This window comes from Streptomyces sp. NPDC005576, assembly GCF_042871745.1.
Taxonomy (GTDB): Bacteria; Actinomycetota; Actinomycetes; order Streptomycetales; family Streptomycetaceae; genus Streptomyces.
This window is the reverse complement of sequence record NZ_JBIAJC010000012.1, coordinates 47497-59802: the sequence shown is the minus strand read 5'-3', so window position 1 is coordinate 59802 and position 12306 is coordinate 47497. Positions and strand designations below refer to the sequence as shown.

Genomic DNA, 12306 nt, shown 5'->3' with positions numbered 1-12306 from the left:
TGGCGGTGCCATACTCGAAAGCAGCCAGTAGGCAGGCTTGGCATTGTCGAAAGGCGAGACGTCATGAACTGGGCATCGTGGACTACCAGTGGCGTCTTCGCGGGAGCCGGCGGAGTGAGCACCGCCGAGGTGGGCATCGTGACCGGGGATCTGACCGTGCACACGACGTGGTCGGACGAGCAGGCGGCCGTCGCCGTCCAGTTCAGCGGATCCTCCGATTGGTTCACCATGGCGGGCAGCCCCGTTCCGTGCTTCTCCGAAGAGGAGAGCCGCACGTTCCACCAATCCGTCGTCGAGGCCGTGCGCGCGGGCGCGGGCGCGACGGTCCCCTCACCGCAGGGCGCACGCGCCCCCGCGCCCCCGTCGATCGCATAGCGCCCGGCGCCGCAGCGGGCCCTCCTGAGCAGCTCCGCCCGGCGCCGACCAGTGGCGCCCCGGACGAGTCGGCCTCGCATGACGGGTGAGCCCCGGCCGACGTGGCACTACAGTTGCTCACGCACCCATACCGGACGGGTACGGGGAGTGAGCATGGTCGGGGAGCGGTGCGATGACAGGGACGGACGTCTTGCGGACGAAGCCGGAAAGGCCCACCGGGCCGAAGAAACCGAAGAAACAGCGGCCCCTCTGGGCGGAGATCCCCCTGCTGGTCGTCGTAGCGCTCTGCCTCGCGCTGCTCATCAAGACCTTTCTGGTCCAGGCGTTCTCCATCCCTTCCGAGTCCATGCAGAACACCCTGCAGAAGGGTGACCGTGTTCTCGTCGACAAGCTGACTCCCTGGTTCGGCTCGGAGCCCGAGCGGGGCGAGGTCGTCGTCTTCCACGACCCCGACGGCTGGCTCTCGGGCGTCGAGTCCCGGGAGCCCAACGTGGTGCAGCAGGTGCTCACGTTCGTCGGACTGATGCCTTCGGCGGAGGAGAAGGACCTGATCAAGCGGGTGATCGGAATCGGTGGGGATACCGTCGAGTGCTCCGGAACCGGTCCGCTCCGGCTCAACGGGAAGGCGCTGGTGGAGCCGTTCATCTATCCGGGGAACACCGCGTGCAGCCCGGGCGGGGACGGCGAGTTCAAGGTGACCGTCCCCGAGGGAAAGATCTGGGTGATGGGCGATCACCGGCAGGCATCCGCCGACTCCCGATACCACCAGCACGACAGGAACGGGGGCATGGTCCCCGAGGACGAGGTGGTCGGCCGAGCGGTCGTGGTCGCCTGGCCGGTGGACCGCTGGGCGACCCTGCCGATCCCGGCGACCTTCGACCAACCGGGCATCGGGTCGGCGGCGTTCCCCGGCGGAGTCGCGTTCGCCGGTGCGCTTCCGCTCCTCGCGCTCCGCAGGCGGCGCGGAAAGACCCAGGAGCCGACCGCGGCGGGGTGAGTTACCCGGAGTCCCCGAAGCGCAGGACGTAGCGCCGCTGCCACGGGGTCTCCACCGCACGCGGGTCGTACCGTTCCCGTACGAAGGCGACGGCGTCGTCCGGGGGGACTCCGTCCAGTACTGCGAGGCAGGCCAGGGCCGTGCCCGTACGTCCCCGGCCCCCCGCGCAGGCGACCTCCACCCGCTCAGTGGCTGCCCGGGCCCACGCCTCACCCAACAGGGACCGCGCTCCCGCGCGGTCGGCCGGGAGCCGGAAATCGGGCCACCGCAACCAGCGAGACTCCCACGCCACCGGTTCGGGCTCGCGGCCCAGCAGGTGCACCGAGAAATCCGGGGCGGGGCCCTCGGGCAACGGTCGGCGAAGAGCCCTGCCCCGGACGAGACGCCCCGAGGGCAGACGCACGACCCCCGGGGCGGCCGGATTCCACGCTCCGCTCATGCCCACACCCTACCGGGAGGCATTCGGGCGGTGTCCTCATCGCCTCGCGCACCCGGTGCGCAGGAGGGCCCGTGCGCCTCATTCCCCGGGAGGCGTCCCCGGGTCGTCCAGGGGACGCGCCAGCAGGGGCGCACCGGGCACCTGGTGGCCACCACTGGCCAGCATCCGCACCTCGCCCCTGGCACTGATCTCTGCGCGGACGATGCCGGTCTCGTCCTCGTAGACCGGATGCCCTCCCGCTCCGGCGCGCTCGGTCATGCGGACGACGACGACATCGTCCTCCGCGCCGAGCGTCTGGAAGATGAGCTCGAAACGTTCCGGATAGTCCATGTGGGCCTCCCGATCGGGCACGACGGACGCCGGACCCCTTGGATTCCATTGTTTCCCAGCCTCTCGCTCCGCGCCCGGTCAAGGGAAGGGCCGGTTGGGCCGCCTGGCGCGCGTCCGGCGGATCGTGATCGGAGCCCGACGCCGCGGTTCCGGACCGGGACGCGACGGGCACGGGCCCAACGGGCGGAGCGGTCCGGTCGATCGGGTGACTCCTCGGAGAGGCACCACATGACTGGTCGCCCGCCGGGCTAGGCATGCGCACATGAGACTTGATCCCCCACAGACGAACCGTGTCCTCTCGCGTGCCCGCACCCTCCGCGCGGTCGGCGCCGTGGTGTGCGCCGTCGTCGCTTCGGCGATGATGACGGGCTGCGGAACGGACAGTGACTCCGTCTCGGCGTCGGCGACTTCGGAGGCCGCGAAGGTCGTACCGCACCAGGCGAGCACCAGCCCGTCACCTTCCCCCAGCGCCTCCCCGGCCAAGCTCAGCAAGGAGCAGCAGAAGCGCAAGGACGTGCTCGACGCCACGAAGATCACCTTCGACAAGGCGGCCAAGGCCGCGGTAGGCGCGGTCTCGGGCAGCAAGCTGGTCGACCTGGAGCTCGGTGGGCTCGACGACGACAACGCCAGTGGCAGCCCCAGCCCGTCCGGCAGTGCGAGCCCGACGAAAAGCCCCAGCCCGACCGGCAGCCCCAGCCCCTCGGGAAGCCCGAGCCCCACCGGCAGCGCCAATGACCCGGAGTGGGTCGCGGAGGTCGCGGAGAAGGACGGCACCGCACACACCGTCCGCATCGATGCCGTCACGGGGAAGGTCCTGGACACCACCGCGGACGACAACCAGGACGCCGACGACAAGAGCCGGCTCGCCGACATGATCGGCAAGGCGACCCAGACGCCGGAGCAGGCCGCGAAGGTGGCCACCGCCAAGCAGAAGGGCTGGGTCACCTCGATCGGTCTGGAGGAGAACGACGACAACGTCCTCGTCTGGAAAGTGGACGTCGTGGACTCCTCCTGGAACCAGACCGACTTCGAGATCGACGCCGCCAAGGGAACGATCATCGCCGAAGTGACCGAGAAATCCGACGGTAACTGACGAGAGCTGACCAGAGCTGACGAGAACCGACGGGAACTGACATCCCGACCGATACCGCCGATTCGGTGGTGTGCCGCCCGGCGCGCCACCGAATCGCTGTTTCTCCGGCTGGTCCACGCCCGGACGCCCCTGCACAGGCCGGGGGCGAGCTCCTCGCAAAACGCGCACCGACGGCTGCCCTGGGAACGCCGGAGAGGTCATGCCTGATGTCACTCGGGGCGCAACGCGTGGGCCAGCCCGTGCTCCGCGGTGTCCTTGAGCGCCCGGTGGTAGGCCGTCTCGTATGCCGAATGGCCTGCCGCCTCCCGTGCGAGGAGCTCCCACCGGTCGCGTATCGCCCCCAGCTCCGGAGTGCCGCGGTGCGGGTGGCCGACCATCCGCCAAAAAGTCTGCCCCGTCCCCAGGGTGCGTGCCGCGCCCACGCCGTCACCCTGGGCGGCGATGGCGCCGGCGAGCAGATCGAGCGCGAGCGCGATCCCCAGACTGTCCCGGAGCTGGTGCTTGCTGGTGAGCATGGCACGGGCATGAACCTCCGCGTCCCGCGGCCGCCCGTGCATCATGTGTATGAGCGCCAGCTGGTGGTCCGCGTAGCCACGCGCCCAGCGGTCCCCGTGCTCCAGGCTGATCCGCTGGAGCCCGACGGCGTCCTCGTACGCCTCGTCGAGCCGGCCCTGGGCCGTCAGCGCGAACAGCCTTATCACCCGGCAGCGCAGGACGGACGGAGCGGTGGCGGGTTCCACCGCCGACTCGCGGAGCGCGCCGTCGCTCACCGCCAGCGCTTCCTGCGGCCGGCCCGCCATGAGGTGGTTGAAGCTCACCGTGTGCGCGGCGGAGAGGATCGATTCAGCATCCGCGTCCTCCCTCGCGGAGCGGGCGCACTCCTCCCCGACCTCCGCCGCCGCTCCGTGGTCCCCCTGGAGGGTGAGCGTGACACCGAGGGCCCACAGGGCCCGGGTCCGGTCCCTGCCGCCGCCCGGGTGCAGGACCAGCACCCGCTCCAGGTAGGAACGCGCCTGGTGGAGGTGGCCGCAGCAGCTCCAGAACAGCCCTGCCTGCCCCGCCATGCGCAGGGCCAAGGCGGGAGAGGCCACCAGAAGGTGATCCAGAGCGGCCGACAGATCCGTGTGACTCTCGTCCATACGCCGGTAACGCGCGAGCTGACGAGGGCTCAGCCACCCCTGGTGCGACCGGTCCGCCACCTCGGCGAAGTGCGCGGCGTGCCGGTCGGCGAGCACCCCGTCCTCCGCCAGCTCCTTCAACCACATGGCGCCGTACTCGCGCAGTGTGTCGAGCATGCGGAAGCCGGCACCGTCCCGCTGGAGCACCGACTGTGCGGCCAGTCTTTCCAGGCCGCGCGCCACCCCGTCCGTCGTGAGCGGTCCGCCGGAGCAGACCGCCTGGGCGTCAGCCGGCCGGATCCGGCCGTGGAAGACGGAGAGCCTGGCCCACAGCAGGCGTTCGAGCGGCGTGCAGAGTTCGTGGCTCCAGCCGATCGTCGTCCGCAGCGCCCGGTGACGCCGGGGCCAGGTCGTGTCGTCCACGAGTGTGTCGAGCCGCGAGCCGAGCAGTTCCAGGAGTTCCTCCACCTCCGACTCCCGCAGCCGGGCACAGGCGAGTTCAACGGCGAGTGGGATCCCTTCCAGCCGTCGGCAGATCTCGCCCACGGCGGCCGCCGCCCGGGGTGCGTCGAACCGCCGGGCCGGGACGGTGAACGCGGCCCGCTCACGGAAGAGGCGCTGTGCGTCGCTCCCGGTCGCCAGCGGCGGCACCTCCACCGCGTACTCGGCCGCCACGTCCAGGGGCTCCCGGCTGGTCGCGAGCACCCTGAGCCCCGGCGCCGCGGCGAGCAGCCTTTCCACCAGATCCCGGCAGGCCGTCAGGACCCGTTCGCAACAGTCCAGGACGAGCAGCAGTCGCTGATCCGAGAGCCATTCGCCGAGCGCTTCCACGGGACGGCGCCGGCTGTGGTCCAGCAGACCGACCGCGTCGCAGACGGCGGTCGGCAGCGACGCGCCGTCCTGCAGGTGCGAGAGATCGGCCCAGCACACACCCCCCGCGTGGCGAGCGGCTATTCGGTCCGCGACGTGGAGCGCGAGCCTGCTCTTGCCTATACCGCCGGGGCCCGTGAGAGTGACCAACCGGTGTTCGTCCAGTGCCCGCTCGGTCCGGTCCAGCTCACCGCGTCTGCCGATGAAGCTGGTCGTGACGGCGGGTGGATTGCCCATCACGGGGTCATCCTGCCTCCCCCGGGGGCACCTCTCCTCCTCTTGCGGCGAAGCAATCAAAAACGGCCGACATGTGACGCTCGCGACGACAGGAAATGGCGCGAATGTCCATGGCGCGGCGGGCCCCCGAGGGTCCTCGTGGTGAGCCGGTACAGCAGGCGGCCCCCGGTCCGGTCCGACCAGGGGTCGCGCGTTCGCGCGTTCCCCGCTTCAGCCGTCGCCCGACGAACCCTCAGGGCCGCAGCACCAGCTTGCCCATGGTGCGCCGTGCGAGCAGGTCCTCGTGCGCCCGCCGGGCCTCGGCCAGCGGACGGACACCGCCGGTGAGAGGCTTCAGCCGGCCCGTGAGCGTCAGGTCGAGAAGCTCGCCGAGCGCCGTCGAGAAGGCACCCGGACGGGAGAGCGACCTGCCCAGCTGGAACCCGGTCACCGACGCGTTCAGCATCAGGAGCCGACCCGTGTCCAGCGGCGCCGGCGCGGACCTCGAGGCGTTGCCGTAGGTGACGATCCTCCCGTGCTCGGCCAGCGAGGCGAGCCCCTGGTCGAACAGCGCGCCCCCAGAGGCGTCCAGCACGATGTCCGCCTTGCCGGCGAGCGGATACTCCACCGCCTCGTCCGCGCCCGACTCCAGCGCGGCCGCACGCTTCTCGGGCGTCGAGGCCACCGCCACCACACGGCCCGCGCCGAACTCCCGCGCCAGCTGGACCGCCAGATTGCCCACCCCTCCGGCGGCGGCGTGCACCACCACGCTCTCGCCGGGCACCAGCCGGGCCGCGGACTTCAGCAGGTGCCAGGCGGTGAGCCCCTGCGTCAACAGCGAGAGCGCCTGACCGGCGTCGAGTTCCTCGGGCAGGCCGACCATGGTGGCGGGATCGGCGCTCACCCGCTCCGCGTATCCGGACCGCACCTTCGCCAGGACCCGCCGGCCGTCCTCGGTGCGAGCGACGACCTCGGTACCGGGAATGAACGGATGGCCGCCCGGGGCGGGGTACGTACCATCAGCGACCAGGGTGTCCACGAAGTTCACCCCCACCGCCTCGACGTCCAGCAGCAACCGCCCCTCCGCGGCAACCGGATCCGGCACCTCCGCGTACTCCAGGACCTCGGGGCCACCGGTACTGCGGACTTGGATCGCGTGCATGCGGGTCACCGTTTCGACGGGGGAACAGAAACGTCCACCTGCCCCGAGAGCACCGGGAACGAGGTACCGGGCACGCTATCGAACGACACCGGGAGGTCCCAGCTGGGCCGCCCCAGCACGTCGAACACGTGATGGGCGCGATCCGGATCGGTGGAGAGGACCCGCAGTACTCCGGGCACGGCTATGCCGGGAAGGACCAGACGGTACAGGTCGGACGCTAGGCGGAGCAGACTGTCCGGCCGGTCGACCGTGGTGGAGACGAGTTGTAACCCGGTGAACGCTCCCACCAGCACGTTCGCCGTCTCCAGTGGATCGATGTGCTCGAACACCTCGCCCTGGGACCGACCTTCGGTCAGCAGCGCCGCGATGACGTCCCGCCACTGCGGCCACGGCCCGCCGAAGAACGGCCGCGCGTTCTGGTCGGCGGCCAGCCGTGCCGCACCTTGGAGCAACGGCTCGCGGGGCAGCCGGTACGCGAGGAGAAGCCCCAGATCCACCATGGCCTGCATCTTCACCGGATTCTCCGGCTTGATGATGACGGCGTGCTGGAGCACCGCGTGCGCCAGCGCCTCCTTGCCGGAGAAGTGGAAGTACAGAGCCCCCTTGGTGACCCCGGCCAGGGACATGATCTCGCTGATGGTGGATGCTTCGTACCCGTTCGAAGCGAACACCGCAGCCGCGGCTTCCAGCACGGTGTAGCGCGTTCTGATGGCCCGCTCCTGCTGCGCCATGGCCGACTCCTTCGGTCCGTTCGCCCGGTCCCCCCTGCCGCGCGCGGCGCGTCTCGTGAGGAGGCGGGCGCGAAAACAGGCGCGCCGGTATGTTACCCCTGCTCCCGGGCCCCGACTCCCGTGGTGACGAGGGCAGGGAACGGCCTGCTACCACCCGTGCGGAGGCGGTTCTGACGCACGCGCCCGTCGGTTCCGAGCCTCCTGTCCGAGCCGCCCTTCCTCCTCCCTCCTCCTTCTCCTGGATCGCCAGTGCGGCGGCTGCCTGTACGGTTCGGGAACAGGCCGACCGGCCGTCGGGTGAACGGAGCAGGGCACGCATGGGATCCCTCAAGGGCAGGACGGCGTTGGTGACCGGCGCGAGCCGCGGCATCGGACGCGGAATCGCCGGGCGCCTCGCCGCGGACGGCGCACTCGTCGCCGTCCACTACGCGAGCAACGAGGAGGCCGCCGCGCGGACCGTCGCCGGCATCCGGGACGACGGTGGCCGCTGCTTCACCGTGCGGGCCGAACTCGGCGTCGACGGTGACGTCCGCACCCTGTTCGACGCCTTCGACGCCGGCGTCCACGACCAAGGGGCAGGTCCGGGGCTCGACATCCTCGTCAACAACGCGGCCGTCAGTATCTCTTCGCGCATCACGGACCTGCGCACCGAGGACTTCGACCGGCTGATCGCCGTCAACACCCGCGCCCCGCTCTTCATCATCCAGGAGGCGTTGAAGCGGATGGGGGAGGGCGGACGCATCGTCAACATCTCCTCCGCCGCGAGCAGAAGGGCCCTGCCCCGCACCCTCGGGTACTCGATGAGCAAAGGGGCGGTCGACTCGTTGACCCGCACCCTGGCGGAGGAACTGGGTCCCCGCGGCATCACGGTGAACGCCGTGGCGCCGGGCTTCGTCGAAACGGAGATGAACGCCTCCCGGCGCACCACCGAAGAGGCCCGGCACGCGATCGCTGCTCTCTCCGCCTTCGACCGGATCGGCCGCCCCGCGGACATCGCCGACATCGTCGCGTTCCTGGCCTCCGACGACTCCCGGTGGATCACCGGTCAGTACATCGACGCCACCGGCGGCAGCACACTCTGAGGCGCGAACGCCGACTGCATCCCCCGCTCCGCTCGGACCGCCCAGAGGCTACGAGGACGTCACGGAGCGGTCGTGGTGGCCGCTCGACACCACCGGAGCGGCCTCGGGCAGTTTCGCGGCCGTGCCCCGGTCCACCGCATCCGTCCCGGCCTGTCCGCCGAATCGGGACGGAGTCCTCGGCGAGTCGCCCCGCCGCCGCCCCTGCCACCGGCGCTCCGTACCGGTCAGCCCTCGATGGCGACCAGCAGATGCGCGGAATCATCGCTGAAGGGTTCAAGGAGATCTATTTCCAGGAACGTGACGGATGCAGCATCCACCTGGTCACGGACGACAGTGACGAGCCGTTCGCGGTCGGTTTCGCAGAGGCGGGCCGACCGGGACTGGTGGCCCTGGCGGGCCCCGCTGAGCTGGAACGAGCAAGCCGACTCGTGGTCCTACCTGCTGCTGTCAGGACGCCGGCGGCGCGGCCCCGGTCAGACGTGATGACTTCCTCAGCGCTCGCCCGGACTTCCCCGAGCAGGTCGGGTCCGTCGGGACGGGCTCTGTGCAACCGTCAGCCGCAGTGTCCGACGCCTGCCGTCCCCGCACATGTGGTCGGGTAGCCGGAGACCATTGCTGATCTCCGGCTACCCGACCACAGCACAACCGGAACCAGTGAGGCGATCGAGTCGGTAGGTACACGGTTACCCGCTGCCGCGAACTCGCGGCGTGGCCGGGCATGGTGCGGGCGCACCGCGATGGAGGCGCCCCCGGCCGGATCATCCGGGCGACCCAGTCGGACGGGCAGCCGGGGATCTTCGCGTCAAGGACGAAGGGCGTCTTCCCGCCTATCTTCCGGCCGCCTTCGGTGACGAGGTAGACATCGCCGGCCTGGTCGGTGGGGAGGTCCTTCGGGCCGGGGTTGGTGTAGGTGACCGACTCGTAGTGCGGGACACCGCGTCGCTCGTTCTCGTCGAGGCCGAGGTCCAGGCCCACGCACGTGGCGTGCGGCAGGGCCCCCTTTTTTTCTTGGCGCCCCGCCACACGGTCACTTCGTCAGACCGCCCAGGGCCGGAGCATGGTCTTCATGGCATCGGTCATCGCGAGTTGCAGCAGTGGGCCGTAGGTGATGCGGCCGACGCCCAAGCGCCGGAAGCGCTCAAGATCGTGCGTGACGGGATGTGCCGTGGAGTTCACCGGGATGCTCACGGCTCCCGTCACGGCCGTGAGCAGCTCGTCGTCGTCCTGAATGAGCACGGGGTAGACGCTGTCGGCACCGGCCTGCTCCAGCGCCCGCAAGCGCTCGACCGCCTCGTCGAGGACGTCCGCGGGCTTCTCCGCGTGCAGGAAGAGGTCGGTGCGCCCGTTGACCCAGACCGGGACCCCCGCGTCGTCGGCGGCCGCGCGCAGCCCGGCGATGTAACGCGCGTGCTCCTGCGTGCTGCGCACGCGGCCGCCCTCGGAGTGGACCGTGTCCTCCACGTTGAGACCGACGCCGCCGACGTCGACGAGTCCGGCGATGAGGTCTGCGGGCTCTTGTCCGTACCCGGCCTCCAGGTCCACGGAGACGGGGATGCCGACCGCTGCGATGATCGGCCGGACGGCGGCGAGTACCTCCTCGAAGGTCTGCCCCTCGTGGTCGTCGGCCCCCCGGGAGTTGGCGAGCGGATGGCTGCCGATGGTCAGCGCGGGGAAGCCGGCGTCGGCTGCCGTCCGCGCGGACCACACATCCCACACGGTCGGCAGCACCAGCGGCTTGTGCTCGGCATGCAACTGCTTCAGGCGTTGAGCGCGCTCAACGGTAGTGCGAAAGTCCATGAGCAGCACGCTACTCCTGCCTGGCTCCCGTGATCAGCCGGAGACCCTTGTCGGCGAACGGGGTGATCGATCGGGCGACCTCCGCCACTCCGGCCTGGCCCAGCACTAAGGGGAGTTCGTCGGGCAGGCGTACGAGGTTGGCGCCGGAAGGCGGCTTTCCTCGTGTGTGTACCTACGCGCTCAAGCCATGTACATCTTCACGCCGGCCGACGGACAGACCTGGGGCCTGACCTACGCCGGCCTGGAAGCGCTCCTGCGCCCACGCAACCCCGCCGAGTTCATCCGTATCGACGAGGGCACTCACGGCCCCGTCACCGGGACATCGACGGACTTCGGGATCACCCTCGACGACGAACCGATGGAAGGCATGGCACTGCTGGAACCCGAGGGTGTCACCGTCAAGGACGTTACCGCCCGCTCCGCCGCCGCCTTCGCCCTCTGGCTACACGAAAGCGTGGTCCCCGCAGGCAGCACCATGGTGTTCAACACCGAATGGGGCGTGGAGGACGGTTTTCCCGACACCCCCGTCCCGGACGCTCCCCGTCCCCGCATCGCGGCCGTCTTCAGGGCGCACCTCGTCAACGCCGGCGACCTTGACTGACTCCGGCGCGCTGCGTTCGACTCCGGCGCGCCGCGTTCGACGCCGGCCGCCGGATGGCACCGGCATACGGCCGGTTCGGGGAGAGGGCCATGTGGAAGCGTGAGGAGTCCGGTAGCGAGCACGAGGGCCACCTCACCGCCCTGGTGGCCGAACAGTCGCTCGTGGCACTGCGCGCCGTTGCCGTTCTGGAGCACCTGGCCGCCGGCGAGGCCACCCGAGCCGCACCCCACATCGGCCCCGCCGACGCGCCGTGGGAGACGGTCGCCCAGGCCCTCGGCATCAGCGGACAAACAGCCCGTGCCCGGATCACCCGCTACGCCCTGCGCAGCCGGTGTACGGGTGAGGCGGCGGTCAGTCGGGCTGATCGGTGAGCCGCCGGCCCGACACCATCGAGTGGGTCATCGAAGCTGAGAGGCGTGCCGCCAGGCAGCGACGACGAGGACCAGGACCGCTCATTGAAGCGGGCCATCGAGATGATCCTCACCGACGCGCACACCGCACACCCGGCCTGATGTCAACGGCCGTACCGGCGCTCGCGGGCCGCATACGACCGCAGGGCGCGCAGCAGATCGATCTGCCGGAAGGCAGGCCACAGCACCTCGACGAAGTGGACCTCGGCGTAGGCGGACTGCCACAGCAGGAAACCGGACAGCCGCTGCTCACCGGAGGTGCGGATGATGAAGTCGGTCGTGTCGCGCCCGGTCGAGGAGTACAGGTGTTCGGAGATGTGCTCGATGTCGAACTTCTCCACCAGTTCCATCGGGTCGCCGCCCACGGCGATGTGCTTTTCGAACGCGGCCCTGACCGCGTCCACGATTTCCCGGCGGCCGCCGTAGCCGATGGCGACATCGACGCGCATCCCGCCGCGGCCGGCGGTCCGCCCGGCGGCGTCCTTCAACTTCTGCGCGCTGTTCCCGGGCAGCAGGTCCAGGGCTCCGATGATCTCGATCTCCCACGGGCCAGGAGTGGCGCAGACCTTCTGCACGGTCTCTTCGATGACTTCCAGCAGCGGGCCGAGTTGCTCGGCGGGCCGGTTGAGGTTGTCGTCGGAGAGCATCCACAGAGTCACGTGCTCGAGGTCGGCTTCGACGCACCAGCGAAGGAAGTCGCTGACCTTGGCTCCGCCCATGCGGTAGCCCTCACGCAGATCGGTGTGCCCCTGTCCGCGGGCCCAGCGGCGGTTGCCGTCGAGCATGATCCCGACGTGCGCGGGCCGGGGCCCGCCCTTCAGCTTGCCGGCCAGCCTCCTGACGTACACCTTCTCCAACGCCGACCGGACCGCCTTGACCGTCACGCCGTTCCCCTTCGTTGTTCACCCGCGCAGCCAGATCAGCGTCACCGTATCGCCTTCCTCCCTGGCCCGAAGCGGGTTCGCTGCTGACATCCGCATTTCCTGCCGCAGCGCTCGATGCGATCGACTGGAACCGCCGGCCGCGCGCCTGCGCGAAAGCAGGGTGAGGCGGAGCCTTCGCACCACCCGGGTTTCTCGCTGCTG

Annotated in this window: 13 protein-coding genes; 6 read left to right on the top strand and 7 right to left on the bottom strand. The window is 70.4% G+C overall.

The genetic code is table 11. The annotated features are described in order from the left end of the window. The first annotated feature begins 63 nt into the window (after positions 1 to 63). Complete coding sequence (locus ACFYPN_RS22180) at positions 64 to 375, top strand: hypothetical protein (RefSeq protein ID WP_358763879.1); 312 nt, start codon at positions 64 to 66, stop codon at positions 373 to 375. A 172-nt stretch (positions 376 to 547) separates the two neighbouring features. Next, a complete protein-coding gene (gene lepB, locus ACFYPN_RS22175) occupies positions 548 to 1372 on the top strand; it encodes a signal peptidase I (RefSeq protein ID WP_358763881.1) in 825 nt (274 codons plus the stop codon). Between the two features lies 1 nt (position 1373). Here the strand turns inward: lepB and ACFYPN_RS22170 are convergent, their stop codons facing one another. Together ACFYPN_RS22170 and ACFYPN_RS22165 are read right to left on the bottom strand one after the other, a co-directional pair. Beyond that, positions 1374 to 1811, bottom strand: coding sequence for a protein phosphatase (locus ACFYPN_RS22170; RefSeq protein ID WP_389300369.1), 438 nt, complete (start codon positions 1809 to 1811; stop codon positions 1374 to 1376). Positions 1812 to 1889: 78 nt separating this feature from the next. After that, positions 1890 to 2141 carry a DUF6296 family protein gene (locus ACFYPN_RS22165; protein WP_358763885.1) on the bottom strand — a complete coding sequence of 84 codons (252 nt, stop codon included), beginning with the start codon at positions 2139 to 2141 and terminating at the stop codon, positions 1890 to 1892. A 262-nt stretch (positions 2142 to 2403) separates the two neighbouring features. Here ACFYPN_RS22165 and ACFYPN_RS22160 point away from each other — a divergent pair, with 262 nt between their 5' ends. Further along, positions 2404 to 3234 (top strand): PepSY domain-containing protein, encoded by an 831-nt coding sequence (locus ACFYPN_RS22160; RefSeq protein ID WP_389300366.1) that lies wholly within the window; start codon positions 2404 to 2406, stop codon positions 3232 to 3234. A gap of 209 nt (positions 3235 to 3443) precedes the next feature. Here the strand turns inward: ACFYPN_RS22160 and ACFYPN_RS22155 are convergent, their stop codons facing one another. The 3 genes from ACFYPN_RS22155 to ACFYPN_RS22145 form a co-directional block, all read right to left on the bottom strand. Continuing rightward, positions 3444 to 5459 carry an ATP-binding protein gene (locus ACFYPN_RS22155; RefSeq protein WP_389300364.1) on the bottom strand — a complete coding sequence of 672 codons (2016 nt, stop codon included), beginning with the start codon at positions 5457 to 5459 and terminating at the stop codon, positions 3444 to 3446. A 232-nt stretch (positions 5460 to 5691) separates the two neighbouring features. Further along, positions 5692 to 6600: a zinc-binding alcohol dehydrogenase family protein gene (locus ACFYPN_RS22150; RefSeq protein WP_389300361.1), complete on the bottom strand. Its 909-nt coding sequence runs from the start codon at positions 6598 to 6600 to the stop codon at positions 5692 to 5694. Positions 6601 to 6605: 5 nt separating this feature from the next. Beyond that, entirely contained in the window at positions 6606 to 7331 is a 726-nt protein-coding gene (locus tag ACFYPN_RS22145) for a ScbR family autoregulator-binding transcription factor (protein WP_358763893.1), read from the bottom strand. 317 nt (positions 7332 to 7648) lie between these two features. Between ACFYPN_RS22145 and ACFYPN_RS22140 the strand changes: the two genes are divergently transcribed. Further along, the gene (locus ACFYPN_RS22140) at positions 7649 to 8413 is read left to right on the top strand and encodes an SDR family oxidoreductase (RefSeq protein ID WP_389300358.1); all 765 of its coding nucleotides are present in this window, start codon (positions 7649 to 7651) and stop codon (positions 8411 to 8413) included. Between the two features lie 1035 nt (positions 8414 to 9448). Here ACFYPN_RS22140 and ACFYPN_RS22135 read toward each other — a convergent pair. Then, positions 9449 to 10210, bottom strand: coding sequence for an isocitrate lyase/phosphoenolpyruvate mutase family protein (locus ACFYPN_RS22135; protein ID WP_358763844.1), 762 nt, complete (start codon positions 10208 to 10210; stop codon positions 9449 to 9451). A gap of 187 nt (positions 10211 to 10397) precedes the next feature. On the opposite strand from ACFYPN_RS22135, the gene ACFYPN_RS22130 reads away from it, so the two are divergent. Beyond that, the gene (locus ACFYPN_RS22130) at positions 10398 to 10811 is read left to right on the top strand and encodes a hypothetical protein (protein ID WP_389300355.1); all 414 of its coding nucleotides are present in this window, start codon (positions 10398 to 10400) and stop codon (positions 10809 to 10811) included. An 89-nt stretch (positions 10812 to 10900) separates the two neighbouring features. Continuing rightward, positions 10901 to 11182 carry a hypothetical protein gene (locus tag ACFYPN_RS22125; protein ID WP_389300352.1) on the top strand — a complete coding sequence of 94 codons (282 nt, stop codon included), beginning with the start codon at positions 10901 to 10903 and terminating at the stop codon, positions 11180 to 11182. A 143-nt stretch (positions 11183 to 11325) separates the two neighbouring features. On the opposite strand, the gene ACFYPN_RS22120 is transcribed toward ACFYPN_RS22125, so the two are convergent. Beyond that, positions 11326 to 12105, bottom strand: a complete 780-nt coding sequence (locus ACFYPN_RS22120) for an isoprenyl transferase (RefSeq protein ID WP_358763850.1) — start codon at positions 12103 to 12105, stop codon at positions 11326 to 11328. Positions 12106 to 12306: the final 201 nt, after the last annotated feature.

Coding starts and splice junctions, on each gene's coding strand:
- lepB (WP_358763881.1), top strand. CDS start 548: ATGACAGGGACGGACGTCTTGCGGACGAAGCCGGAAAGGCCCACCGGG.
- ACFYPN_RS22125 (WP_389300352.1), top strand. CDS start 10,901: ATGTGGAAGCGTGAGGAGTCCGGTAGCGAGCACGAGGGCCACCTCACC.
- ACFYPN_RS22130 (WP_389300355.1), top strand. CDS start 10,398: ATGTACATCTTCACGCCGGCCGACGGACAGACCTGGGGCCTGACCTAC.
- ACFYPN_RS22150 (WP_389300361.1), bottom strand. CDS start 6,600: ATGCACGCGATCCAAGTCCGCAGTACCGGTGGCCCCGAGGTCCTGGAG.
- ACFYPN_RS22180 (WP_358763879.1), top strand. CDS start 64: ATGAACTGGGCATCGTGGACTACCAGTGGCGTCTTCGCGGGAGCCGGC.
- ACFYPN_RS22145 (WP_358763893.1), bottom strand. CDS start 7,331: ATGGCGCAGCAGGAGCGGGCCATCAGAACGCGCTACACCGTGCTGGAA.
- ACFYPN_RS22165 (WP_358763885.1), bottom strand. CDS start 2,141: ATGGACTATCCGGAACGTTTCGAGCTCATCTTCCAGACGCTCGGCGCG.
- ACFYPN_RS22135 (WP_358763844.1), bottom strand. CDS start 10,210: ATGGACTTTCGCACTACCGTTGAGCGCGCTCAACGCCTGAAGCAGTTG.
- ACFYPN_RS22170 (WP_389300369.1), bottom strand. CDS start 1,811: ATGAGCGGAGCGTGGAATCCGGCCGCCCCGGGGGTCGTGCGTCTGCCC.
- ACFYPN_RS22160 (WP_389300366.1), top strand. CDS start 2,404: ATGAGACTTGATCCCCCACAGACGAACCGTGTCCTCTCGCGTGCCCGC.
- ACFYPN_RS22140 (WP_389300358.1), top strand. CDS start 7,649: ATGGGATCCCTCAAGGGCAGGACGGCGTTGGTGACCGGCGCGAGCCGC.
- ACFYPN_RS22155 (WP_389300364.1), bottom strand. CDS start 5,459: ATGGGCAATCCACCCGCCGTCACGACCAGCTTCATCGGCAGACGCGGT.